At 70.9% G+C, this 25,063-nt stretch carries 18 protein-coding genes; 10 read left to right on the forward strand and 8 right to left on the reverse strand.

The annotated features are described in order from the left end of the window. The first annotated feature begins 60 nt into the window (after positions 1-60). Positions 61-966, forward strand: coding sequence for a universal stress protein (locus tag CP982_RS40105; RefSeq protein WP_150515001.1), 906 nt, complete (start codon positions 61-63; stop codon positions 964-966). Positions 967-1,032: 66 nt separating this feature from the next. Here the strand turns inward: CP982_RS40105 and CP982_RS40110 are convergent, their stop codons facing one another. Beyond that, positions 1,033-1,524: a Gmad2 immunoglobulin-like domain-containing protein gene (locus tag CP982_RS40110; protein ID WP_150515002.1), complete on the reverse strand. Its 492-nt coding sequence runs from the start codon at positions 1,522-1,524 to the stop codon at positions 1,033-1,035. A gap of 1,249 nt (positions 1,525-2,773) precedes the next feature. On the opposite strand from CP982_RS40110, the gene CP982_RS40115 reads away from it, so the two are divergent. Then, positions 2,774-3,238 carry an OsmC family protein gene (locus tag CP982_RS40115; RefSeq protein WP_150515003.1) on the forward strand — a complete coding sequence of 155 codons (465 nt, stop codon included), beginning with the start codon at positions 2,774-2,776 and terminating at the stop codon, positions 3,236-3,238. A 214-nt stretch (positions 3,239-3,452) separates the two neighbouring features. On the opposite strand, the gene CP982_RS40120 is transcribed toward CP982_RS40115, so the two are convergent. Continuing rightward, complete coding sequence (locus CP982_RS40120) at positions 3,453-3,656, reverse strand: hypothetical protein (protein ID WP_150515004.1); 204 nt, start codon at positions 3,654-3,656, stop codon at positions 3,453-3,455. A gap of 390 nt (positions 3,657-4,046) precedes the next feature. On the opposite strand from CP982_RS40120, the gene pflB reads away from it, so the two are divergent. From pflB to CP982_RS40140, 4 genes are all read left to right on the forward strand, one after another. Then, the gene (pflB, locus tag CP982_RS40125; protein WP_150515005.1) at positions 4,047-6,308 is read left to right on the forward strand and encodes a formate C-acetyltransferase; all 2,262 of its coding nucleotides are present in this window, start codon (positions 4,047-4,049) and stop codon (positions 6,306-6,308) included. Then, entirely contained in the window at positions 6,305-7,051 is a 747-nt protein-coding gene (gene pflA, locus CP982_RS40130; RefSeq protein ID WP_184924880.1) for a pyruvate formate-lyase-activating protein, read from the forward strand. Before pflB ends, pflA begins: the two co-directional genes overlap by 4 nt. Before the next feature lie 206 nt (positions 7,052-7,257). Continuing rightward, positions 7,258-7,668, forward strand: coding sequence for a hypothetical protein (locus CP982_RS40135; protein WP_150515006.1), 411 nt, complete (start codon positions 7,258-7,260; stop codon positions 7,666-7,668). Further along, a complete protein-coding gene (locus tag CP982_RS40140; protein WP_150515007.1) occupies positions 7,649-9,259 on the forward strand; it encodes a caspase family protein in 1,611 nt (536 codons plus the stop codon). The genes CP982_RS40135 and CP982_RS40140 overlap by 20 nt, the downstream gene beginning before the upstream one ends. A gap of 82 nt (positions 9,260-9,341) precedes the next feature. On the opposite strand, the gene CP982_RS42030 is transcribed toward CP982_RS40140, so the two are convergent. From CP982_RS42030 to ppdK, 3 genes are all read right to left on the reverse strand, one after another. Then, on the reverse strand, positions 9,342-9,704 hold the full coding sequence (locus CP982_RS42030) for a hypothetical protein (protein ID WP_170316300.1): 363 nt from the start codon (positions 9,702-9,704) through the stop codon (positions 9,342-9,344). Positions 9,705-9,983: 279 nt separating this feature from the next. Continuing rightward, positions 9,984-12,644: a bifunctional acetaldehyde-CoA/alcohol dehydrogenase gene (gene adhE / locus CP982_RS40150; RefSeq protein WP_150515008.1), complete on the reverse strand. Its 2,661-nt coding sequence runs from the start codon at positions 12,642-12,644 to the stop codon at positions 9,984-9,986. Positions 12,645-12,875: 231 nt separating this feature from the next. Then, entirely contained in the window at positions 12,876-15,560 is a 2,685-nt protein-coding gene (gene ppdK / locus CP982_RS40155; RefSeq protein ID WP_150515009.1) for a pyruvate, phosphate dikinase, read from the reverse strand. A gap of 252 nt (positions 15,561-15,812) precedes the next feature. Between ppdK and CP982_RS40160 the strand changes: the two genes are divergently transcribed. Next, a complete protein-coding gene (locus CP982_RS40160) occupies positions 15,813-16,022 on the forward strand; it encodes a hypothetical protein (RefSeq protein ID WP_150515010.1) in 210 nt (69 codons plus the stop codon). Positions 16,023-16,034: 12 nt separating this feature from the next. Here CP982_RS40160 and CP982_RS40165 read toward each other — a convergent pair whose 3' ends face one another. From CP982_RS40165 to CP982_RS40175, 3 genes are all read right to left on the reverse strand, one after another. Next, entirely contained in the window at positions 16,035-19,046 is a 3,012-nt protein-coding gene (locus tag CP982_RS40165) for a trypsin-like peptidase domain-containing protein (protein ID WP_150515011.1), read from the reverse strand. A gap of 50 nt (positions 19,047-19,096) precedes the next feature. Then, complete coding sequence (locus CP982_RS40170) at positions 19,097-19,501, reverse strand: CU044_2847 family protein (RefSeq protein WP_212669212.1); 405 nt, start codon at positions 19,499-19,501, stop codon at positions 19,097-19,099. A 116-nt stretch (positions 19,502-19,617) separates the two neighbouring features. Next, positions 19,618-20,514 carry a universal stress protein gene (locus CP982_RS40175; RefSeq protein ID WP_150515012.1) on the reverse strand — a complete coding sequence of 299 codons (897 nt, stop codon included), beginning with the start codon at positions 20,512-20,514 and terminating at the stop codon, positions 19,618-19,620. A 178-nt stretch (positions 20,515-20,692) separates the two neighbouring features. Here CP982_RS40175 and CP982_RS40180 point away from each other — a divergent pair, with 178 nt between their 5' ends. Genes CP982_RS40180 through CP982_RS40190 form a run of 3 tightly spaced genes read left to right on the forward strand, consistent with a single transcriptional unit; the run spans position 20,693 to position 24,762 of the window. Continuing rightward, positions 20,693-23,473: a bifunctional acetate--CoA ligase family protein/GNAT family N-acetyltransferase gene (locus tag CP982_RS40180; protein ID WP_150515013.1), complete on the forward strand. Its 2,781-nt coding sequence runs from the start codon at positions 20,693-20,695 to the stop codon at positions 23,471-23,473. A gap of 32 nt (positions 23,474-23,505) precedes the next feature. Further along, positions 23,506-24,237, forward strand: coding sequence for a CBS domain-containing protein (locus CP982_RS40185; protein ID WP_150515014.1), 732 nt, complete (start codon positions 23,506-23,508; stop codon positions 24,235-24,237). A 12-nt stretch (positions 24,238-24,249) separates the two neighbouring features. Continuing rightward, positions 24,250-24,762: a flavodoxin domain-containing protein gene (locus tag CP982_RS40190; protein ID WP_150515015.1), complete on the forward strand. Its 513-nt coding sequence runs from the start codon at positions 24,250-24,252 to the stop codon at positions 24,760-24,762. Positions 24,763-25,063: the final 301 nt, after the last annotated feature.

Consider the following 25,063-nt stretch of genomic DNA (forward strand, 5'->3'; position numbering starts at 1 on the left):
GAACACATCGCTCGGCGGAGTGGACGCGTCGAGACAGACACATGTGGGGGGTGCCGTGCCATGACGCGTCAGGTGATTGCCGGAGTCGACGAATCCCGCGAGAGCCGCGCCGCTGCCGTGTGGGCGGCTTGCGAGGCGTCGCGCCGGGAGGTTCCACCACGACTGCTGCACGTGCGCGCCTGGTGCACGCCCGTGTCGTCCGGAGCCTCGGAGAGCGCTTCGCGGCGACCTGTGGCCCTGCGTGTCCTGCGCGCGGCGGAGCAGTACGTGCGGGCCGCGTGCCCCGGTGTGCGTGTCGCCTCCGAGCAGGCCGAAGGGCCCGGGTCCAGGGCGCTGCTGTCCGCGGCCGAGGAGGCGGCGGTGCTGGTCCTGGGGTTCCGTGGCCTGAGCGCTCTCACTGGGTTCGTCCTGGGGTCGGTCGCCCGAGCAGTGGTGGCCCGGGCCTCGTGCCCCGTCGTACTCGTCCGCGTCGGGCGAGCGCCGGACGACCGATGGCGGTACGACGCCCGCCGCGCGGGCGTGCCCCGTGCCGGCGGCCGTGACGTCGTGTTGGGGCTCGACCTGAACGATCCCTGCGACGAGGTGATCGACTTCGCCTTCGACGCGGCGCGGCTGCGGAACACCGGGGTTCGGGTCGTCTCCGCCTGGCGTGCGCCGTCAGTGCTCAGCCTGGGCCCGGGGGAGGTGGGCCTGATCGACGGGCCGCAGTGGTCGGAGGAGCGGCGGGGCTTCCAGAGCGCCGTGCTGTGCACGTGGCGGGACAAGTACCCGACCGTTGCCGTGACCGGAGACATCGTCGAGGGAAGGGCGTCGCCACCGCTGGTGCGGGCCGCCGCTGAAGCCTGCCTGCTCGTGGTGGGCCGGCGCACGCGCGAGGAGCCGTACGTGGGCACGCGCACCGGTCCCGTCACGCATGCGGTCAGCCGCCACGCTCGCTGCCCGGTGGCCGTCGTTCCCCACTCCTGAGGCTCTCGGGCGGTGACGTGGCAACCGGTTCGGCCGCCGCCGTCACGGCGGCGGCCGGAGGACGGCTCAGGTGCCGATCGGGACGCGGAGCAGCTGCCCCGGCAAGATCTTGTCGGGGTCGGTGATCTGGTCCGGGTTGGCGCGCATGATGCGCTGGTAGAGGGCGGCGTCTCCGTAGTAGGTCTTGGCCAGGCCCGAAAGGGTGTCGCCCTTGACCACCTTGTGCTCGCGGTAGCCGTAGTAGCCCGGCACGATGCGTGTCCCGTAGAGCACGGGCACGGTCACGACGTTGATCTCCTTGCCGTCCTTGGGGCTCTTCTCGAAGACCTGGACGAGCAGTTGGTCGGCCTTGAACGAGGCCTTGCGCACGTCGACCTGGACGTGGAACTGCCCGTGCTCGCCCGTCCCGCCGCCGACCGTGAAGTGGCCGGTCACCTCGTCGTGACCGTCACCGACGCGGTACTGCAGCGTGGCCTCGTGTCCCGTGCCGATGCCGCTCACGTGGATCGTGCTGGCCACGAGGTCGAGCTTGCGCGGCTGGTCGATCCGGTTCGTCATGAACCCTCCCGTGTGGAGAAGGAACGTGCTCCTTACCGCCCACTCAACTCCGTTCTCAGAACACGGCAAGAGCCGCTTTCGGGCACGCTGGCCGTGCTCGCCGAACGACCCCGAGGACGGGCCGCTCGGCCCGCGCGGCGAGTGGCTGCGGCGCGCTGTAGCACCACGGCCAAGTCCGGCACTCGCCGTCGCGTCATGCTGGCCCGCTGGGAGTCCGCCCTCACCGACACGCGGATCTTCGTCGTCAACCCGCCACGCGAACGACGATCAAGATGCGGGACAGTCACACGACCCATCGGACAGGTCCTGGTGCCCCCTGAAGCGGCGTGAGGTCCCGGCACCCGTCCGGTGCTACCGACCACTGGACGTCGACGACGGATGCCTGCGGCGGTACCTGCGGTCCCAACGCTCCCTGCGCTTACGGCGGGCGCTGTACTCGTGGGACGTCCGGGGGCCGACGCTCGGACCGGCTTCGTCGCTGCCGGCACCCCTATGGCGAGCCGCAGATTGAACAGAGCCGCGCCAGCACTGATCACCAACTGCCGCCCGTAGGGGTCGCAGAACGGCAGGCGCCGTCGGCCGTCGGCGTAGAGCAGCAACGCGTTGTCGGAGCACGCGAACAGCCACGGCTGGGAGTTGTGCAGCGAGGGCGCCAGTACGGCAGCACGCACCAAGTGGTGGGCCGCACGGACGTGGGGCGAAGCATCGCGCACGGCTGTCATGACTACCTCCCCCTACCGGCCCACCCCGTCGGGGCCGGTTGCCTAAGCGTGGCGCGACCAGTAGGGGAGGCTGAGATGCCGAATGCCCCCAGGCGGGGCCCGGACAGCCCGTCCGACGGCGGAAGGCGGAGCGGGACGATGGACGGCGGGAAGGGGGCCGTATTGGGCGCCGCCCCTCCGGGGGCCTCGTCGACCGCGAGACAGGAGTGTGCGGGGCGCTGGTGGATGTGACGGTACTTCAGGTGACGACGTTCGACGGCTCGGGGGGAATCGGGGCGACGCCGGGCGCCGTCACGGCTCGCCACCGCCACTCCAGGGCCTGAGGGGCGAGCACACGGCCGCTCTTGAGGGGCCCATCGGTCCGGGTGCGGCCCGCCCGGCCCGTGGCAGGCCGGGCCCCCGCGCGCTGAGCTGGAAGCAAGGCAGGGCCGGACGCGTTCGGTGCGCTCGGCCGACAGGAGTCGCCTGGCACCGGCCACCCGGTGGATCGGGCATCGCGGGACGACGCACGTGAAGGAGGCACAGAGATGAACAACCAGATCACCGCGCCCGCCGCGGAAGAGCCGGACCACACGCCACTGCTTCCAGCGTCGGTAGCACAGCACGTCGACATCACCCACATCTCCGGACAGGCGTACGCGGTGTTCATCCGCGACCACGAGCTGACCGTCGATCAGCCCTTCACGGCGGGCGGGGACGACGACGGGCCCACCCCGGTCGAACTGTTCGTCTCCTCGCTCGCCACCTGCGTCGCCTACTACGCGGGCCAGTTCCTGCGACGCCATCACCTGCCGTACGAGAACCTGCGCGTGCGGTGCGAGTTCGACATGGCCGCAGACCGGCCTGCCCGCGTGGCGGCTGTCCGCCTGCGGCTCCTGCTGCCCGTACGGCTCACCGCGACCGAGCGGAGGGCTCTGCGCGCGGTGGTCGACCACTGCACGGTACACAACACCCTGCGTCAGCCACCCGACGTCAGCGTCACCGTGGACTGAGCGTCCGGACGAGGAGAACGTCATGAATGGGCCGCCGAACCCATGGGGAACACCGGGAAAACCCGCCACGCTTCAGGGCAAGGTACTGCTCGGGGCCTCAGGGCGGGCCGTCACCGAGAAGGACGTCAGGGCGGCGGTTGGAGGAAGGCGTTGCCGAGCTGCTCCTCACGGACCCTGAGTCGGCCGCCTTCTCGTCCGGGCGGACCCAGGGATCTCAGGAGCCCGGACTTGCCGAGACCTGGTCCCCCCTGCGCGGTCGCCGTACCCGCTGGGGCGGCCGCACCTCAGGCGAACGGCGCTGACGCAGACGCACCACCAGAGCATCGAGGGCCGCACTGATGATCACCGTGAGCACCACTGATGTGACCACCAGTACGACGAAGAGCTGCCAGAAGTCCGGAGTCAAGGACGTACCCATGACGTGCCTCTCCGTTCGCCGCGAGTCCAGGCTGTTGTTCCGCTTCCATCGCATTCCTTGAGGGTCGACGGCGCAGCGTGCCGGAAGGCTCTGGCGCGGTACCGAACGGGCAGACCCGACTGAGCCCGTCAGCGCCTGGGAGTCGTAGGGATCTCATGACTGGACGAAGCCGACGGGGCAGGCCGATGGGTGTCGCGGGCCGCTCGACGATGAGGGAACAGGCCGAAGGCCGAGGAACGTCGGCCGTGCGGCTCCACGGAATCAGGGCCGGTCGGCCCGCGGAGGAAGCCCGACGGCCCTGTCGGCGGCCCCCGCCGGGGACGAGCATCGACAGCGGAGGCGTCCGCTGAGTCCTGCGGACGGCAGTGCGAGTTGACGCGGAGGCAAGCGATGACGACAGTGGCTCCGACAAACGCGACGGCGCCGGAGACCGCCTGGCGCGGCTTCACAGGCCGGCGGTGGCGCGAGCGCGTCGACGTGCGCGACTTCGTCCAGGCCAACTACACGCCCTACGAGGGCGACGAGGCCTTCCTGACGGGCCCCACCGACCGCACCCGCGCGGTGTGGGACAAGGTCAGCGCGCTGTTCCCCGAGGAGCGGCGCAAGGGAATCCTCGACGTCGACACCGCCACGCCTTCGACGATCACCTCGCACGCCCCCGGTTACATCGACCGCGATCGGGAGCTCGTCGTCGGTCTGCAGACGGACGCCCCACTGAAGCGTGCGATCATGCCGAACGGCGGTCTGCGGATTGTCGAGAACGGACTGCGGGCCTATGGCCGCGCACCCGACCCGTTCGTGACGAAGGTCTTCGGCACCTACCGCAAGACCCACAACGACGGCGTCTTCGACGCCTACACGCCGGAGATGCGGGCCGCCCGCAAGGCAGGAGTCATCACCGGTCTGCCGGACGCCTACGGCCGCGGCCGGATCATCGGTGACTACCGGCGCGTCGCGCTGTACGGCACCGCCCGGCTGATCGCCGCCAAGCGAGCCGAACGCGCCTTGCTGGACGCCCGTGCCTCCACGGAGCACGTCATCCGCGACCGCGAGGAACTCGCCGAACAGGTACGGGCGCTGGGGGAGCTGGCGCAGATGGCAGCCACCTACGGCTGCGACGTCACCCGCCCCGCCGTCACCGCGCACGAGGCGGTGCAATGGCTGTACCTCGGCTACCTGGCCGCCGTGAAGGAGCAGAACGGCGCCGCGATGTCGCTTGGCCGCACGTCGACCTTCCTGGACGTCTACCTTCAGCGGGACCTGGACGAGGGCGTCATCGACGAGCGCCGGGCCCAGGAGCTCATCGACGACTTCGTGATCAAGCTGCGGATCGTGCGGTTCCTGCGCACGCCCGAGTACGACGCCCTGTTCTCCGGCGACCCGACGTGGGTGACGGAGTCCATCGGCGGTATCGGCGTCGACGGCCGCCCCCTGGTCACCCGCACCTCCTTCCGCTTCCTGCAGACCCTCTACAACCTGGGTCCCGCGCCCGAGCCGAACCTCACCGTGCTGTGGTCCCCCGGACTGCCCGCAGGCTTCAAGGAGTTCTGCGCCCGCGTGTCCATCGATACCAGTGCCGTCCAATACGAGTCCGATGAATTGATGCGGCCGCGCACCGGTGACGACACCGCGATCGCCTGCTGCGTGTCGGCGATGACGGTGGGCCGGCAGATGCAGTTCTTCGGAGCGCGCGTCAACCTGGCCAAGGCGCTGCTGTACGCCATCAACGGCGGACGCGACGAACTGACCGGCGAGCAGGTTGCCCCCGAGGCGCCCGTGCTGCGCAACGAGTACCTGGAGTACGGCAAGCTGCGGGTGGCGTACGACCGGATGCTCGACTGGCTGGCGCAGACCTACGTCGACGCGCTCAACGTCATCCACTACATGCACGACAAGTACGCCTACGAGCGAATCGAGATGGCGCTCCACGACCACCCCGTGCATCGCTTCATGGCCTGCGGGATCGCCGGGCTCTCGGTGGCCGTCGACAGCCTGTCGGCCGTCAAGTACGCCCGGGTCAAGGTGATCCGGGACGCGACCGGACTGGCGGTCGACTACACGACCGAGGGCGAGTACCCGGCCTACGGCAACAACGACGACCGCGCCGACGCGATCGCCGTCGACCTCGTGGAGTCCTTCATGGCGAAGGTGCGCAAGCACCCCACCTACCGCGGCGCCGAGCACACGCAGTCCGTCCTGACCATCACCTCCAACGTGGTCTACGGCAAGCACACCGGCAACACCCCCGACGGGCGCCGCGCCGGACAGCCCTTCGCGCCCGGCGCCAACCCGATGAACGGCCGTGACCGGCACGGGGTGGTCGCATCGGCGCTGTCCGTGGCCAAACTCCCCTACGAGCAGGCGCGCGACGGCGTCTCCCTGACCACCACGATCACGCCCGAGGGGCTGGGCCACCACCCGGACGACCGGCCCGGCAACCTGGTCGGCATCCTCGACGCCTACGTGGCCTCCGGCGGCTTCCACATGAACGTCAACGTCCTGAACCGGGCCGTGCTCGAGGACGCCATGGAACACCCGGAGAAGTACCCGGAGCTGACGATCCGCGTCTCCGGGTACGCCGTCAACTTCGTCCGCCTGACGCGCGAGCAGCAGCTCGACGTGATCAGCCGCACCTTCCACGGAGCGCTGTGAACACCGCGACCGACCAGGTGACGGGACGCGTCCACTCCTGGGACCTCTCCACAGGCGTGGACGGCCCCGGCACCCGCTTCGTGCTCTTCGTCAGAGGCTGCCCGCTGCGCTGCCTCTACTGCGCCAATCCCGACACGTGGCACATGCGCGACGGCCGACCGGCCACCGTCGACGAGACGATGGCGGAGATCGACAGCTACCGGCCCTTCCTCACCGCCGCTGGCGGCGGAGTGACCCTCACCGGCGGCGAGCCCCTGCTCCAGCCCGCTTTCACCGCCTCCGTCCTGCGCCGCTGCAAGGAGGCGGGCCTGCACACCGCCCTGGACACCTCCGGCTTCCTCGGCGCCCGCGCCGACGACTCCCTGCTCGCCGACACCGACCTCGTCCTCCTGGACATCAAATCCTTCGACGCGGCGGTGTACCGTAAGCTGACCGGCGGCGAACTCGCCCCCACCCTCAGCTTCGCCACCCGCCTGAACCGGCTCGGCGTCCCGATGTGGATCCGCTACGTCCTGGTCCCCGGCTGGACCGACGACCCGGCCCGCGTCGACAGCCTCGGCGCCTTCCTGGCCGACCTGGACAACGTCGAGCGGGTGGACGTCCTGCCGTTCCACAAACTCGGGGCCCACAAGTACGACGCCCTCGGCCTTCCCTTCCCGCTGCGCGATACGCCAGGTCCGGGGCCCGAACTCGTCGAGGGGGTGCGGGAACAGTTCCGGAGACACGGGCTTCGGGCGTACTGAGGTGGCGCCGTGGATGACGCACTGCGTGCGGAACCGCCACCACGGGGGAAGGGGTGCTGTTCGGTCAGTGTTCGGGTCGATCGACCCATAGTCCGGTCACGCGTTGAGGCGTCACACTCTTTCTGTGCGAGCGCGAGGAGTCGAAGAAGTGGAGGACGAGAGGGCTGAGGCATGAGGACGAGCCGCGCCCTCTCCTGGAGGGGGAAATGAGCCGTAGAGACATCTGCGTTGTGATCCGGACCGGTGTGGATTCCGACGAGCAGGAACGCGTGCGTGGAACACAGCAATTGCGCAGGCTCCTGTTGCAGAGTGGCGTGGAGGGCGCCCGGTTGCTGCGGAACGGCGAGACGTCCGACGGCGCCAAGGCCGGGGACGCCGTCGTCGTGGGCGCACTGATCGTCAGCTTGGCACCAGCCGTCTTGACCTCTGTGGTGGCGATGATCCAGAGCTGGTCCGCGCGTGCGGCAGGGCGGACTGTGGAGATCGTGGAGGACGGCCGCTCTCTGCTGGTCTCGGGTCTGTCCGAAGAGCAACAGCGTGAACTGATCGCGGATTTCCGCCGCAGGTGGTCCGCCGCCGCAGACGAGGAGACATCCGATGGGCGTGCCCCAACGTGACGCCCTGCTGGTCGCGACGTCGTCGTACCACGACCCGCAGCTGCGTGAACTCAGAGCACCGGACCAGGACGTCCGTGCGCTCGCTGAGGTCCTGACGGCGCCCCACATCGGGAACTACTCGGTGCACACCGTCCGCAACGAGTCAGCACACGTGATCCGGCGACGGCTGCAAGAATTCCTCGTACGACGCCGGACTGACGACCAGCTTTTCATCTACTTCTCCTGTCACGGCATCAAGGACGACGACGGCTGTCTGTACTTCGCGGGAGTCGACACTGATCACGATCCCGAGCTGCTGGAGTCCAGCGCCGTTCCAGCGGCGTTCCTGAGCGCCGAACTGCAACGCTGTGCTGCCAGGAGCATCGTCGTCCTGCTTGACTGCTGTTACAGCGGTGCCTTTACCCCGAGTACCAAGGCGGACCGATCCGTCAATCTCCGGGAGAGATTCGAGGGGACGGGAATTGCGGTCATCACCGCGACCAACGCGCTCCAATTCGCCTGGGAGGACAGCCGCATCACCGAGCTGGACCGCGGTAGTCTCTCCACCTTCACAGCAGCCGTCGTCGACGGGTTGCGCACCGGTCAGGCCGACGTCGATGGGGACGGCGTCGTATCTGTCGACGACCTCTATCTCCACGTGCGGGACCGCATTCTGGCCGACGGGGGTCGGCAGACGCCGAGGCGCTGGTTGCTGGGGTGCGATGGTCGACTAGCGGTTGCTCGGGTACCCAGCGAGGACCTGCCACTGCCGACCGCACCGGCCCATCGTCGGACCGGCCCACTCGCACATGACGTACGCACCAAGACCACCGTCGTACCACCCAGGCCTTCCTCGCCGCCCCCACTCCCTCGCGCGGAAGCCCCCTCTCACCGGGCGTACTCTCCGGACCCGCATCGCGGAATGCCAGTGATGCACGATCCGCCCCGATTCTGGCCGGCCGACTCGGGGGAGCAGCCGCTCCAGGTCTTCGCTGCATACTTGCGAGCAGTGTTCCCCTACACGCGACGCACGCCGGAGCAGTTCGAGCGAGCCCACGGCTATTCCGGAGGGGAGGTGACTCGATTCCTCGGCGGCCAAGTGGTACCGACCCCCACCTTCATTTCGGACCTGATCCAGGAACTGCACATGGGTGGAATCCTGGCCCCTGAGACCGAAGGCCAGATGTGTGCGGGATACGAGGGGTTGCTCGACTACGCGATACAGCGCCCACATGCTCTGGCCGTCTACCGAAACTATTGGGACGACTTCTCGGCGGAACAGCAACGGCGTCTCGCCATGAATGAGCACAGCCTCTTGGAGCGGGACATCGAGTGGTGCGAGCGTGAAGTGGACAGGGCGTGGGCGTCGAGCGACTTCGCCCGTACTGAGCAGTTGCAGGGCCAGATCCGGCGGATGCGGTCCAGGCGAGCGGCACTCTCTCGCGGAGCCGCTCCCGTGCGTCCGTCACGGGACTTGCGTCCCGAAGACGGGCACGAACTGCCAGGAAGGGGCGACAGCCGCCCGCGGGGCCCGGTCGTCGTCCTGTACGCGGCTCTCACTCTCCTGCTGTTCATCCTCGGGGCCTTCCTCGTCACAGTGAGCCTCCAGTGAGGGGTGTGTGCCGCTCGAAGGCCGGTCAACGCGTGCGGCAGCCAGTCGTTGCCCTGGCCCCGCGCTCGTTCCCCCCCCGTGGTCATACGCCGCCGGGACCGCCGAACCGCTGAGGCGAGGCCACGGGGTAGGGCGCTTGCGATGCGCCGGCCCGTGTCATGCGCACCCCCGCGAAGAGGGCGACGAGTGAGCCGACGGAAGTGAGGACGAGACCGGCGCCGGGCTCGGGGTCCATCCACGAGGCCGTGAAGCTCCTGGCCGATCCCAGAGCCATGCAGGCCGAGGAGTTGATCAGGAACGACAGGACGATCGTGGCTGTGCCGCGCCTGAAGCTGTCCTGCTTCCTCGCCAATCCGACGAAGCCGATGATGATGAGGAGCACCGCCCATATCCGGCACGATGTCCGGTACTCGTCGTTGCTGAACGGCACATCGATGCCCGCCACGGTGAAGAAGCTCAGCTGCGAACCGATCAGAACTGTCACTCCGGCCGCCAGGACGAGGAATGATGCCGCGGGCGACCGGGCCGGGCGTTCCGGTTCGTTGACCCAGAGAGGCCAGCCGGGCGGCGGAGGCGGCCAACTGGGGTTCGGCCGCCAGCCGGGTGGCGGTATCCAGCCGTCCGGCGGAGGGGGCCAACCCGGCGGTGGGTTCAGACGCATGATGCCTCCCATGAGCGAGTGCAGGGAGCCCGGGACTCCCTTTCACGGAGCCGGGCTCGGTTCCTATGAGGTCGGCCCGATGCTGGTGCCGTAGTACGCCGCCCGCATGATCTCCGTCATGTCGTCGAGCATCGGCATCCGCGGGTTCGCGGGCGCGCATTGGTCCTCGTAGGCGTTGAGGGCCTGTTGGGGCAGGGCGTTGAGGAAAGCGGTCTCGTCGACGCCGAGGGACTGGAAGGACGGCTCGATGCCGATGGCGTCGCGCAGTCGCTCCACGGCGTGGGCGAGTGACTCCACGCCTTCCTGAGGCGTGGTGGCGGGCAGGCCGACGGTGCGGGCGATGTCCTGGAAGCGTTGGGGGGCGCGGTAGTGCTCGTACTTGGGCCAGCCGGTGAGCTTCGCGGGGACGGTGCCGTTGTAGCGGATGACGTGCGGCAGCAGCACGGCGTTGGTGCGGCCGTGCGCGATGTGGAAGGTGGCGCCCAGGGTGTGTGACATGGCGTGGACGATGCCGAGGAAGGCGTTGCCGAAGGCCATGCCCGCGATGGTGCCCGCGTTGTGCATCTTCTCGCGTGCCTCCGGCTGCCGGGCGCGGTCGTTCACGGCCGCCTCGATGTGGTCGAAGACCATGCGGATCGCGTGCAGGGCCAGGCCGTCGGTGAAGTCGTTGGCGTACACGGACACGTACGCCTCGATGGCGTGGGTGAGCGCGTCGAAGCCGCTGTCGGCTGCCAGGGCGGGTGGCAGGTCCGTGGTGAGCTGTGGGTCGATGATGGCCACGCTGGGGGTGAGCGCGTAGTCGGCCAGGGGGTACTTCTTGCCGGTGGCGGGGTCGGAGATGACCGCGAAGGGGGTGACCTCGGCGCCGGTGCCGGACGTCGTGGGTACGCACACCAGACGGGCGCGGGAACCGAGCACGGGGAAGCGGAAGGCCCGCTTGCGGATGTCGAAGAACTTGTGCCGCATGTCGGCGAAGTCGACGTCCGGCTGCTCGTACAGGAGCCACATCACTTTCGCCGCGTCCATGGGGGAGCCGCCGCCGAGCGCGATGATGGTGTCCGGGCGGAAGTCCCGCATGAGGCGGGCGCCGCGCTGAACGGCGTCGATGCTCGGCTCGGGTTCGACGTTGTCGATGACCTGGACGGTGACGGTTTGCCGACGGCCGCGCAGGACGTGCCTGATCCGGTCGACGAAGCCGAGGCGGGTCATGGTCGCGTCGGTGACGACGGTGACACGGTGCACGTCCGGCATGTCGGCGAGGTAGCGGATGGCCTGCGGTTCGAAGTAGATCTTCGGCGGCACCTTGAACCACTGGAGGTTGTTGCGGCGCGTGGTCAGGCGCTTGACGTTCAGGAGCTGGGCGGCGGAGACGTTGTCGGACACCGACGTGCTTCCCCACGAGCCGCAGCCGAGGGTGAGCGAGGGCAGCAGGCTGTTGTAGACGCCGCCGATGGCGCCCTGCGAGGACGGGGCGTTGACGATGATCCGTACGGCCCGCAGGCGCCTGCCGTACGCCTCCGCGAGGTCCGGGTCCTCGGCGTGGATGACGGCGCTGTGGCCCTGTCCGTGGAAGGCGACCATGGCGGCGGCCAGGTCGAAGCCCTCGTGCTCGGATCCGGCCCTCAGGACGGTGAGCACCGGGCAGAGCTTCTCCCGGGTCAGCGGTTCCGCCGGGCCGACCCCGTCGGCCTCCACCAGGATGAGCGAGGTGCCGGCGGGCACGCTGAAGCCCGCCTGTTCGGCGATCCACACCGGGTTCTGGCCCACGGCCGCCGGATTGACCTTGGGGGAACAGCCCGAGCCTTCGGCCCCTGCGGGGAAGAGGAACGCCTCCAGCTTCGCCTTCTCTTCCGCGGTGGCCAGATGGGCGTGCAGCGTGCGGAACTCGGACAGGGCCGCGTCGTAGATCGCGTCGTCCAGGATGACGGCCTGCTCGGAGGCGCAGATCATGCCGTTGTCGAACGCCTTGGACAGCACCAGGTCGTTGACCGCCCGGCGCAGCAGCGCGGTCTTGTGGACGTAGGCGGGTACGTTGCCCGCGCCCACGCCCAGGGCGGGCTTGCCTGCCGAATAGGCGGCCTTGACCATGGCGTTGCCGCCGGTGGCCAGGATGAGCGCGACACCGGGGTGGCGCATCAGCGCGCCGGTCGTCTCGACGGAGGGGGCTTCGATCCACTGGACGCAGTGCTCCGGTGCCCCCGCCGTGACGGCCGCGTCTCGTACGATTCGTGCCGCCTCGGCGCTGCAGCGCTGGGCGGCGGGGTGGAAGGCGAAGACGACGGGGTTGCGGGTCTTGAGGGCGAGGAGCGCCTTGAAGATCGTGGTGGAGGTGGGGTTGGTGACGGGGGTGATCGCACACACCACACCGACCGGTTCCGCGATCTCGACCATGCCCTCGGTGTCGTCACGGGCGATGACACCGACCGTCTTCATCGGGCCCATGCTGTGTGTGACGTGCTCGCAGGCGAACATGTTCTTGACGGCCTTGTCCTCGAAGACCCCTCGCCCGGTCTCCTCGACCGCGAGGCGCGCCAGCGCGGTGTGCTGGTCCAGGGCGGCGACCGAGGCCTTGTTCACGATGTGGTCGACCTGCTCCTGGGTGAGGTCCTCGTACGCGGCGAGTGCGGTGAGCCCGGCCGAGACCAGGCGGTCCACAGCGACGGTGGCGCCCGGCGCTGGGTCTGCCGGGGAAGCGGTCCGGGAGCGGTCTTCGTTGCGGGTCATGGAAGGTCTGCCTCCGTCGTCGTGAGCCGGCACCGCGGTGCGGGCGTGAGCGGCGTGGAAGGGACCTGGCGGACCCGGGCCCCTCCTCAGCACAGTGGCGCGCCCCCGGGAAGGAGCCGAGGGCCTCTTCGGGCTACGGGTGGAGGCTGACGGTCCCGGATCCGCTGGGCCGAACGGTCCGCCCGGGACCCCGGGCCCGTCGCCGCCGGACACGGGAGGGCTGCCGCGCTGTCACCTGGTGTCGCTCGTGTCCGTACCGGAGAGCGCCGCCCGGCCTGCTTCGAGGCGGGCCACCGGCACGCGGAACGGGGAGCAGGACACGTAGTCGAGGCCCGCCGCGTGGAAGAAGGCGATCGACTCCGGGTCGCCGCCGTGCTCGCCGCAGACCCCGATCTTCAACTCGGCCCTGGCGGCCCGGCCCTCGGCGACGGCGATCTCGACCAGTCGGCCGACGCCCTCGCGGTCGATCGTCTCGAAGGGGGAGACCTTGAAGATGCCCTTGTCGAGGTAGGCGGAGAAGAAGGCGGCCTCGACGTCGTCGCGGGAGAAGCCCCAGGTGGTCTGGGTGAGGTCGTTCGTGCCGAAGGAGAAGAACTCCGCCTCGCGCGCGATGTCCCCGGCGGTGAGGGCCGCCCTCGGCAGCTCGATCATCGTGCCCACCGGGCACGCGACCGGGACGCCCGAGGCCGCCGAGACCTCGGCGAGCACCTGCTCCACCTCCTCGCGCACGAGACGCAGCTCCTCGACCGTGTCGATGAGCGGGACCATGATCTCGGCACGCGGGTCCCCGCCCGCCCGTTTGCGCTCCACCACGGCTTCGGCGATGGCACGCACCTGCATGGCGACGAGACCCGGTGCCACCAGACCCAGGCGTACGCCGCGCAGGCCGAGCATGGGGTTCTCCTCGTGCATGCGGTTCACGGCGTCGAGCAGCTCGGCGTCGTGCTCGCTCGTCCCGTCACCGTGCGCCTCTGCGGCGGCGAGGCGCACGGCGAGTTCGGTGCGGTCGGGCAGGAACTCGTGCAGCGGCGGGTCGAGGAGACGGATGGTGACCGGCAGGCCGTCCATCGCCGCCAGAATCCCGACGAAGTCCTGTCGCTGCAGGGGCAGCAGGGCCTCCAGCGCCCGCTCGCGGTCCTCGCCCGTACGGGCCAGGATCATCGCCTCGACCAGTTGCCGCCGGTCGCCGAGGAACATGTGCTCGGTGCGGCACAGACCGATGCCCTGTGCGCCGAAGCGCCGGGCCCGCGCGGCGTCCTCCGGCGTGTCGGCGTTCGCCCGCACCTCCATGCGCCGGACGGCGTCGGCGTGGCCCATGGCGCGGGCCACCGCGTCGACCAGTCCTGCGGAGCCCTCGCCCGTCTCGAAGTACCGCATGACCACGGAGTCGACCAGCGGGACCGCCCCGGCGTACACGGCACCCGTGGAGCCGTCGACGGAGATGACGGTGCCCTCCTCGACGGTGACACCACTCGCGGTGAAGCGGCGCCCGTTCAGGTCCACGTCGAGTTGCTCGGCGCCGCACACGCAGACCTTGCCCATGCCGCGGGCGACGACGGCCGCGTGGCTGGTCTTGCCGCCTCGGCTGGTGACGACGGCCTGAGCGGCGACCATGCCCGGCAGGTCGTCAGGGGTTGTCTCCTGCCGTACCAGTACGACGCTCTCTCCCGCGGCGGCGCGGCGCACCGCTTCGGCGCAGTCGAACACCGCCGCGCCCACGGCGGCGCCGGGCGACGCCGGAAGGCCGTTCGCGAGCGCCACGCCGACCGCCGAGGCGTCGAACCGCGGGAACATCAGCCTGGCCAGGCCCTCGCCGCCGACGCGGGCCAGCGCCTCGTCAGGGGTGATGATCCCCTCGTCGGCCAGTGCGGCGGCGAGGGCGAACGCGGCCTCGGCGGTGCGCTTGCCGACCCGGGTCTGCAGCATCCACAGCGTGCCGCGCTCGATGGTGAACTCGATGTCGCACAGGTCCCGGTAGTGGGCCTCCAGCGTCGCCAGGTGCTCGCGCAGCCGCGCGTACGACGGCGGGTCCAGGCGCTGGAGCTCGGTCAGGGGCACGGTGTTGCGGATGCCCGCGACGACGTCCTCGCCTTGGGCGTTGGACAGGTAGTCGCCGTACGGCCCGGGGCGGCCGGTCGCCGGGTCGCGGGTGAAGGCGACGCCGCTGCCGGAGTCGGGGCCGAGGTTGCCGAAGACCATGCGCTGGACGTTGATCGCGGTGCCCAGGTCGTCGGCGATGCGCTCGCGGCGGCGGTAGAGACGGGCCCGCTCGCTGTTCCAGGAGGCGAAGACGGCGAGGATCGACCGGCGCAGCTGCTCGGCCGGGTCCTGCGGGAAGGGCTCGCCGGTCCTCTCGCGGATCAGGACCTTGTAGGTCTCGACGAGCCGGGCGAGGTCGGCGGCGTCCAGGTGCAGGTCGTCTGGAGCGCCCCGGGACTCCTTCAGGCGGGACAGCGCGCCTTCGAACACAGCGGAGTCGACGCCCATCACCGTGCTGCCGAACATCTGGATGAGACGCCGGTAGGAGTCGAAGGCGAAGCGCTCGCTGCCCGACGCCTTCGCCAGGCCCCGCACGGAGTCGTCGGTGAGGCCGATGTCGAGGATCGTCTCCATCATGCCGGGCATGGAGAAGCGTGCCCCGGACCGCACGGAGAGCAGCAGCGGATCGTCCGCCTGCCCGAGCCGCCGTCCGGATTCCCGCTCCAGGGCGGTCAGGTGCGCGGCGATCTCGTCGGCCAGGCCGTCCGGCTCCGCTCCGGTGCTGAGGTAGGCGCGGCAGGCCTCGGTGGTGACGGTGAAACCGAGCGGCACGGGAAGGCCGAGCCGGGTCATCTCGGCGAGGTTGGCACCCTTGCCGCCGAGCAGGCCGGCCATGTCGCGGCCGCCCTCGGTGAACGCGTACACGTACTGGTCCATGGCGGTGTGTTTCCCTTCTGCCGGGGCGTACTGGGAGTGCCAACGGGGGTCGGCCGTGCGCGAAGGCGCGGAACGGCACCGCCCGGCCACGCCCCTCGTACGTCACGTGGTGTGATCCGCACGCTCGGTCCGTCCACACGGTGCCTTCTCATCCTTGAACGCGGCCCCCGCCCCGTGACAGGTACTGGACGTCCTCGGCGGTGGGCCGCTCGGCCCCGGCGGTGGGAGGATGGCGGGGGAGAGGAGGGGGATATGGCAGCACCGCCGGACGAAGTGCCGGATCCTCCTGACGAGCAGCACACCACCGCCATGGACGGCCGCGTGCCAGAAGCGCTGTTGGCTTCTGTGGCACGGGAGTTCGCGGCGTACGACGTCGACGACGAGGAGGAGGTCGTCGGTGAGGGCGAAGTCGGTGACGAGACCAGCGAGGACACGGGGCAGACGAGCCACTCGGAGGGCTGAGGGACTTCCGCCCTATTCGATGCCGTCCCCGGAGAGAAGGCCTTCGAGCTCTCGTGCGGCGTCTTCGCCCCGCCGGTAGCCGATCTCCTGGGCGGTCTCCGCGGCCCGGATCAGCTCCTGCCAGGCCGCGTCGGGGTCGTCGGCCCCGTGGTGGATGCGGGCGAGGGCCAGGCGGGCCTCGACCTCGGCGATGCGGTAGCCGCCGCTGTAGGCCAGGGACAAGGCCTGCGTCGCCTCCTCGCGGGCGAGGGAGGGTTTGTTGGCGGCGGAGGCGAGCCGGGAGCGCGCGAGCAGCGAGCGGATCAGGACATCCCGGCGAGTGGTGCTCTGCGCCAGAGTGTGCGCGGCTTCGATCCGCGTGCGGCCTTCCGCCAGAGCCGCCCGGCGTCCTGCGGCGCCGCTCCGCCGGGCCCCGTCCAGGGCCAGCTCGCCCAGGCCGATCAGGCTGACGGCCTCGTCGGCGGTCCAGCGGGCCCGGCGGCAGATCTCCAGGTTGGCCTCCAGGACACGGCGTGCGGCACGAGGGCGCCCCGTGGCGCGCAGGTGCTCCGCATAATGGATGCCGCTCCAGCCGTACAGCAGGGGTATGGGGGTGAACTCCCGGGCCAGACGCAGCGCGGAGGCGAAGGCGTGCTCTGCCTCCGCGTCCTGCCCCCGGTAGTGGCAGAGAGTGCCGTGGAGGGTCTCGGCGACGAGTTCGTCCTCGCGGTCCTGGGCTCGGCCCGCCAGCTCGTACGCGTGCGTGATGGCCCCCTCGGCCGTCGTCAACTGGCCGAGAGCGAAGTGCAGTTCGACCCGGTTCTGACAGCTGATGGCGGCCTGGTGGTGGCGTCCGAGGCCACGGAAGGCGGCTTCGGCGCGACGCAGCGTGGCGACCGCCTCCCACAGCCGTCCCAGCATCTGCAAGCTGGTCGCCACTTCGTGCAGCAGCCAGCCGCGCATCTGGGGGAGGCCGTCGGCCGTATGGGGCTCACGGCGGACATCGCCGCGCGGGAAGAAGTCGGCGAGACAGGCCAGCACCATGTCGTAGGCGTTGAGTTCCCGGGTCATCAGACCGCGGTCACCGGCGTAGAGCGCGTGGGTGACCAGCGCGTACGCCTCCGCGTACGCGCCGGAACGGCAGGAGTGGTGAACGGCCTCGATGAGCGGATCGAGCCCTTCGAGCGTAGTCGGCGGCTCGGCACTCGCCTCGGCGACGCGGAGGTAGTAACCCTTGGCCCAGGTGTGCAGCCGGACGGTGTCCACCGGTGAAACGGAGGCGGCGAAGTACGCGCGTACGAGCGGATGCGTACTGACTCGACCGTCCTGGTCGCGCCGCACCACGCGGGCGTCGACGAGGTGCACCAATGCCGCGGCGTACGCTGCTTGCGGCGCGGACGGCTCGGAGACCGGGGCAGCGCCTTCCTGCCCGGGAGTGCCGTGGGCGAGCACGACCTGCAAGGCCTCCGTGCCCACCGGCGTGCGGAACGCGCTCAGGCCGACGAGCAGGTGCCGCTCCGCCGGTGACAGACACGCGTCGTACTGGGCGAGCACGTCGTGCACGAGCTCGGCGCGCGGCAGGTCGGGGTCGGGCGGCGGCAGGGTGTTCACCCGGCGGACATCCCCGCCGTGCCGTCTGACCAGGTACGCCGCGATCAAACTGAGGGTGAGCGCGTGCCCGCCCCAGCGCAGACCTACGCGTTCCAGGGCGGCGTCGGAGCCGGTTACCCCGGACGTGGCCAGGAGGTCCCGACTGGCCGGCCCGGTCAGCGCGGGGACGTCGATCTGCCGGTACGTCACGAAGGCGACGAGGTCGACGATCGGCGCGCGCGAGGTGACCAGGCACAGGGAACGGTGGCCGGGCGTGGCGAAGAAGGTCAGGAAGTCACGCAGGTGGGCGCTGAGCACGCTGCCGTAGTGGTCGCCTCGCTGCTCCTGCACGGTCTCCAGGCCGTCGAGCACGAACACGTACGGCTGCGTGCCGAGCAGGGAGGCGACGATCTCCGCGCGGGCGCGCCCGTCGGCGCAGTCGTCGGAGGTGACGCGGCCGCCGCTGACGTAGTCGAGCGCGGCCTCCAGGAAGTCGTCGGCGCTGGGGCGCTCGGCGAAGCTCCACCAGAAGCAGCGCGTGTCCGTGGCAGGCGACCGGTCCGCGAGGTGCGGGGTGTCGTCGGGCGTACGGCGGCGTTCCAGCCACTGGCGGGCGAGCGTGGTCTTTCCCTCTCCGCCGAACCCGACCAGTCCCACCACCAGTGTCTCGGGGTCGTCCGCCGCCCGGTCGACGCGCTCCAGGACGGACTCGCGCACAACCCATTCGGTCAGCGGGCGCGGCGCGTGCTCAAGGTGGTCGAAGCGCGGCGGCTGTACCCGGCCGAGCAGTTCGTCGGCCATGCGCGGCGGCTCGGCGTGCTCCATGGGCAGCGCGTCGGACCGCACCACGAGGGAGAACGGGGGAAACGTGACCAGGTGTGCGTTGACGGCCCAGGCGGTGTCGCGGTCCTCGGCCGTGGCGCCCGAGCCCCACTTCTCCGAGACCATGCCCACGACCAGATTGCGGACGCGGTCGAGGACCGGCGCGCCGCTCATCCCCTCGGCGACGTCCGACGACCTCAGCTGCACGGGCTCGGCGAGCAGGAAGTGCCCTTCGGGAGCCTCGATCTCGCCCATGATGGTGCCTTGGGCGAGCAGACCACGGTACTTGCCGAGGCTGCGGTAGCCGTAGGTGATGAACTCGTGCCACTGGGAGGAGGCGGCGTCCCCGAGCACGGCGACGCGGCCGCGGGGCAGGGGAGCCTCGGTCCGCAGACACACCAGGTCGTCGTCGCTGTCGGCGCAGTACGCGACGACGCTCGCCCGCAGCCGCAGGGCCTTCCAGTGGTCCACGGACGGGAAGTGGACGTCGACGCGCGGGGGTTCCGCGGCCTTCACGTCGAGCCCGCCCGCCTCCAGCACGTGCCTGCAGGTGACGACCAGCCCCTGTGGGGCGATCGCGACACCGGTCCCGAGCGTGGCACCTCCGTCGGACAGCGCGACCCGCACGGTCATCAGCCGCACGTTCTGCAGTCGGACCTGATACCCGGCAGGTGGCGCCCCGGTCACGGGGGGCCCGGGCCCCAGGCGAGCCGCACGGTGAGGGAGGCCCCCGCGCTCACTTTGGCGATCAGCGCGCCGCTCTCGGCGTCCAGCGTGATGCCGAACTCGACCTCCACCTCGTCGGGGCGGTGCGCAAGAGCACCGATGGTCTCGTCGACGCGGCGTGCCATCGAATGGATCGTGCCCATCGCCGAGTCGACGGCCGCTTCGGACCGGCGGACGAGATCGGCGGGGCCGCTCGCGACCTGGCGAAGGCCACGCCCGGCCGCGAAGTCGACCAACAGCGGTCCGCTCTCGGGCGGGAGAGGACGGCCCTGGGCGCGGTCGTGAGACCTCTTGGCGAAGCCGCCGGGTGCGGCCGACGCCTCAGGGCCGCGTACTTCCGAGTTCGAGCTGTGGACTGTCATGGAGCCTCCCCCGCCCCGAGGCCGCCGCCCGCCGCCGTCCAGCGGTGGCTGAAGACGGCCCTGCCTCGGGCACCCTCCCAGCGTACGAGAAAACGCGTCCGTCGTAGCGGCCCGCGTCAGGCATGGGCGACGACAGCCACCGGGCAGCTCACCTGCCGGATGGCCATGTGTGTCACGCGCCCCACATGAGTGCCCACCTTGCCGCGCCGCATCTCACGGCCCAGCACCAGCAGCCCCGCATGCTGTGCGGCGCGCAGCACCACGTGCACAGGACGGCCCTGATCCGCGGTCGCGTGGACGGTGAGGTCCGGGTACTTGTCCCGCCACGGTTCGAGGACGGTTTCCAGGACCCACTCGGCGTCCCGCTGGGTGGGCACGTGCCCCTGCTCATCGGTGGCGCCACGGGTGTTCGGCAGCCGCCAGGCGTGCACCACGTGCAGTGGCGCGGCGCGGCGCTGGGCGGCCTCGAAGGCGAAGGAGAGCACGGAGTCACAGCTGTGGCGCAGGTCGACAGCCGCCACGACCGATCGGTGCGGCGTCGTCGCCGATGCCGCGCCGGAACCGTCAGGGAGGTGTTCGGCCACGGCGTCGAAGCCCGCACGTACGAGGACCACGGGTGTGGGTGCGTGTGCCACCACGGCCATCGCCACCGAACCGGCGAGGAGCCCGCCGAGGCCGCCGAACCCCTGGCTGCCGAGAACCAGCGACTCCGCGGTCCCGGCCTCGTCGAGCAGCGCGGGGACGGGAGACCTGCCGATCTGCTCGGCGGTCACCGAAACCTGCGGGTACCGCTCGCACAGCCGGTCCAGGGTGCCCCGCAGGATGCGCCGCGCCCAGTACTGCGGGGCGGACAGCTCGGGCAGACTCACTGCCTCACCGTCCCTGGGAAGCCCCTCCCAGGCGTGCACCACACGCAAGGGGAGCCCTCGGCGCAACGCTTCCCTGGCCGCCCAGTCCGCGGCGGCGACACTCTCTCGTGAGCCGTCCAGGCCCACCACGATCGGCCGGAGCATCGACCTCACCTCCTCGTACCGCAAGCGTCGCGCGACACGGTCGGCGGGAACACGGGCACACCGGCCTCCGGCGGGGGCCGACCGGCCCCGGCTCGTGCCCGTCCGGCCACTGCGCGGCACGCCCGCCGAGCCGGACGCTGAAGACGTCAACCGACCGAACAGAAGCGCGAGGTAGGCCATGGCCAGCAGGACCGCTCCCAGCTCTCCCGCTCCCCGCACGGCGACGGGCGGCTCCACGCACGCCCTGCTGGCAGACGGCACGACGGTACGCATCCGGTTCGCGGGACCGGACGACCACGACGCGGCGCTGCGCCTGTACGAGACGATGACCCCGGAGCAACTGCGGTTCAGGTTCTTCGTGGCCAGCTTCCGTTCGGCCACGCAGGCAGCGGCGCGCCTGCGGCAGTGCGCCGCACCGGGCGGCTCCGTGCCTGTGAGGGGCGGCCGTTCGGGCTACCGCGCGCTCCTCGCCGAACACGACGGGCACCTCATCGGGATCGCCGAGTACGAACCCACCGAGGGCGACTCTCCGGCACCGGGACAGGTCACCGCCGACATCGCCCTGGCCGTCGCCGACCACTGGCACCACCGAGGTGTCGGCACCCTCCTGCTGGAGCACATGGTCTCAGCCGCCCGTGCCGACGGGATCACCGCCTTCACCGCCGACGCGCTCGCCGAGAACCACGAGGTCCTCAAGGTCTTCGCGGACCTCGGCCTGAGCACCGCACGACACTTCGACGGCAGCGAAGTGCGATGTGTCGTCCAACTCGATCAGACCGACAGCTACTTGACGTCCGTCGAGGCTCGCGGACGCACCGCCGACGTGGCGAGTCTGCGTCCGCTGCTGCGTCCGGAGTCCGTGGTCGTCATCGGAGTCGGCCGCAAACCGGGTTCGGTGGGCCGAGCCGTGTTGCGCAACCTGCGCACCGGCGGCTTCCAGGGCCGGGTGTTCGCCGTCAACCCGCACTCCGCCATGGTCCTGGGCATCCACGCCCACCCCAGTGTGGACGCGCTGCCCCAGGTCCCGGACCTCGCCGTCCTGGCCGTGCCCGCGGCCCAGGTCCCCAGCGCCGCCGAGGAGTGCGGCAAGCTCGGCGTACGAGCCCTGCTCACCCTCTCCTCCGGCCTGGACGCCGCCCAGGCGAGGGCCCTCCTGGACACCTGCCGCACCCACGGCATGCGCCTCGTCGGGCCCAACTGCCTGGGCCTGGCCAACACCGAGGAGGACATCAGCCTGGACGCCACCTTCGCCGCCACCCACCCCACCCCCGGCACTGCCGGAGTGGCCGTGCAGTCCGGCGGCGTGGGCATCGCGCTGCTCAGCGGACTCGCCCGGCTCGGCGTCGGCGTGTCCAGCTTCGTCTCGCTCGGCGACAAGTACGACGTGAGCGGCAACGACCTGCTGCAGTGGTGGGAGTGCGACGGAACCACTGACCTGGCGGTGCTGCACCTGGAGTCGTTCGGGAACCCGCGTGCCTTCTCCCGCACCGCGCGGCGCGTGACCCGGAAGCTGCCCATCCTGACGGTCGACGCCGGGCGCACCGAGGCGGGCCGCGCCGCCGCCGCATCGCACACCGCGGCGGCCGCCACCGGGACCATGACGCGCCGGGCACTGTTCGCCCAGGCCGGGATCACCGCGACCGACTCCGTCTCCGAACTCCTCGAAGCCGCCGCCCTCCTGCACTCTCAGCCGCTGCCGTCGGGACCCCGGATCGCCGTGGTCACCAACGCGGGCGGAGCCGGAGTGCTGGCCGCCGACGCCTGCGCAGAGGCCGGACTGAGCCTCCCGCCACTGAGCGATCAGCTCGTCGAGGACGTACTCGACGTGCTTCCTGACGGCGCGAGCGCCGTGAACCCCATCGACGCCACCGCCGCGGTCAGCGAGGAGCAGTTGAGTGCCTGCGTCGACCGCGTCGCGGCGAGCGGGTGCGTCGACGCGGTCCTGGTGGCGCTCGTGCCCACCGCGGTCGCCGCGGCGACCGGCGACGTCCTCGTCCGGTCCCTCACCCACGCCCCGGACCGGCGTCGTGACAAGACGGTCGCCGCGGTGCTCGTCGACCAGGAGCAGCCGGTACGGCTGCTGCCCGCCGCCGCAGGTACCGTACCCGCGTACGCCGAGCCGCAGGCGGCTGCCCGCGCCCTGGCCCACGCGGTCGCGCGCGGCCGGTGGCTGGCCCGGCCGCCCGGCACAGTGCCCGAGCTCGACGGCGTGGACGCGCCCCGTGCCCGCGCGGCCGTCGAGGCCTACCTCGACCGGCACCCCGAAGGCGGCTGGCTCGGCCCGGGGGAGTGCGCCGAACTCATGGACTGCTACGGCATTCCCCAACTGCCCTGGGCCTGGGCCGAGACCGAGGACGACGCCGTACTCGCCGCCGAACGTCTCAAGGGCCCGGACGGGCTCGTCGTCCTCAAGGCGCACTGGCCGGGCCTGCTGCACAAGGCGGACCAGCGTGCGCTCCACCTCGACCTGCGCGGCGACTCCCAGGTCCGCGCCGCCTACCGGGACCTGGAGACCCGCTTCGGGCACCTGATGACCGGCGTGGTCATCCAGCCGCTCGCCCCGCGCGGCACCGAGCTGTTCGCTGGCGTCGTCCAGGACGAGGTCTTCGGGCCGCTGGTTCTCTCCGGCCTCGGCGGCACCGCCACCGAGGTCCTGGCCGACCACGCAGCCCGGCTCGCGCCGCTCACCGACCACGACGTGCACGACCTGATCACCGCGCCGCGCTGCGCGCCGCTGCTCTTCGGACACGGCGGTGGCGGCCCGGTCGACCTGCGAGGCATCGAACAACTGCTGCTGCGGCTCTCGCGGCTCGCGAGCGACCTGCCGCAACTCGCCGAGGCCGACCTCAACCCGGTCCTGGCCAGGCCCGAGCGGATCACCGCCCTGGACGTGCGGATCCGGCTGCTGCCGCGCCGCTCCCAAGACCCCTACCTGCGACAACTACGACGACTCCGCTGAACCAGGGCGGTGCGCCGAGGAGGCGAACGCATATGAAGCACAGCAAGGTCGGCTCGGTCATGACACGTGACGTCGTCACCGCCGGGTACGGCACCCCGTTCAAGGAAGTGGCCCGTCTCCTCGCCAGCCACCGCATCAGCGGCCTGCCGGTGGTCGACGCCGACGGACAGGTCATCGGAGTGCTCTCCGAGACCGACCTCATGATCCGGCAGGCGGAGGCCGAGGACCCGTACGCGCCTGCCCCCGCAGTTCGCTGGCACAAGCTGCTGCCGGGCGCGCGCAGGGCCGCGGCGAAGGCCCACGCCCGCATGGCCGGACAGCTGATGTCACAGCCGGCCCGCACCGTGCACGCCGACGACACCATCGTCGAGGCCGCCCGCACCATGGCCAGGCACCGCGTCGAACGGCTGCCGGTCGTGGACGACGAGGAACGGCTCGTCGGCATCGTGACCCGCCGCGACCTGCTCCAGGTCTTCCTGCGGCCCGACGCGGAGATCCGCCGCGAAGTCGTCCAGCAGGTCTTGGTGGACACGCTGTGGCTGGCTCCCCACACCCTCACCGTGGACGTCCTCGACGGCGTGGTGACTCTGTGCGGACAGCTGGAACGGCGCAGCGAGGTGTCCGTGGCCGTGCGCATGACCCAGCAGACGGACGGCGTCGTCGCCGTCGTCGACAAGCTCACCTACCGCTACGACGACTCCCATCTGCGGCCCACCGACGAAGCGCTCAAGGGCGTCGCCGACGACTGGCTGCGCAAGCTGTGAGGGAGGTGCACGATGGCACCGACCGTTCTCGTCGCCTATGGATCGACGTACGGTTCGACCGCTGAACTGGCCCGGAGGGCCGGCGACGTGCTCCGCGAGGCAGGGCTGACCACCGAGGTGCGGTCCGCCGGTTCGGTACGGGACCTGACGCCGTACCGAGCGGTGGTCCTCGGCGGCGCGCTGTACGCCGGGCGGTGGCAGCGCGACGCCCGCCGCTTCGCACGCCGTCACCGGCGGGCCCTGGCCCGGCTCCCGCTGTGGCTGTTCAGCAGCGGCCCGCTGGACTCCTCGGCCGCGCGGCGGAACCTTCCGCCGCCGCCCTCGGTGCGGCGCCTGGTGCACAGCCTCGGTGCCCGCGAGCACATGACGTTCGGCGGGCGGCTCGACGCACGGGCCGACGGCCGGCTCGCGCGGATGATCGTCAAGTCCGGCGAGGGTGGCGACTTCCGCGACTTCGACGCGGTGTCCACCTGGGCGGAGAGCATCGCGCGGCAACTCGTGCCTGCGGAAGAGAGCAGGGGGTGACGTGATGCCCACCCGGGTGCCCACCACACTCAGCGGCGACGGACCTCCGACGGGGCTCTCCAACCACGAGACCGAGCTCCGCCTTCGGCACCGGCGCGCTGGGGGGGGGCTCCGGACAGAATCGGTCCCCCCGCTAGTGCGAGGACGACCTCGCCTCACCGCCTCTCGGGCACTGCCCGTTCAGGACGTGACCGACGCGGAACTGACGGACCTGTGCCAACGAACGAGGCGCAATCACGACCCGTGCGTCTCCCGCGTCACCCACTCTCAACTTGACCGCTGTACGCACACCACCGGAGGC

This window comes from Streptomyces spectabilis (assembly GCF_008704795.1).
GTDB lineage: Bacteria > Actinomycetota > Actinomycetes > Streptomycetales > Streptomycetaceae > Streptomyces > Streptomyces spectabilis.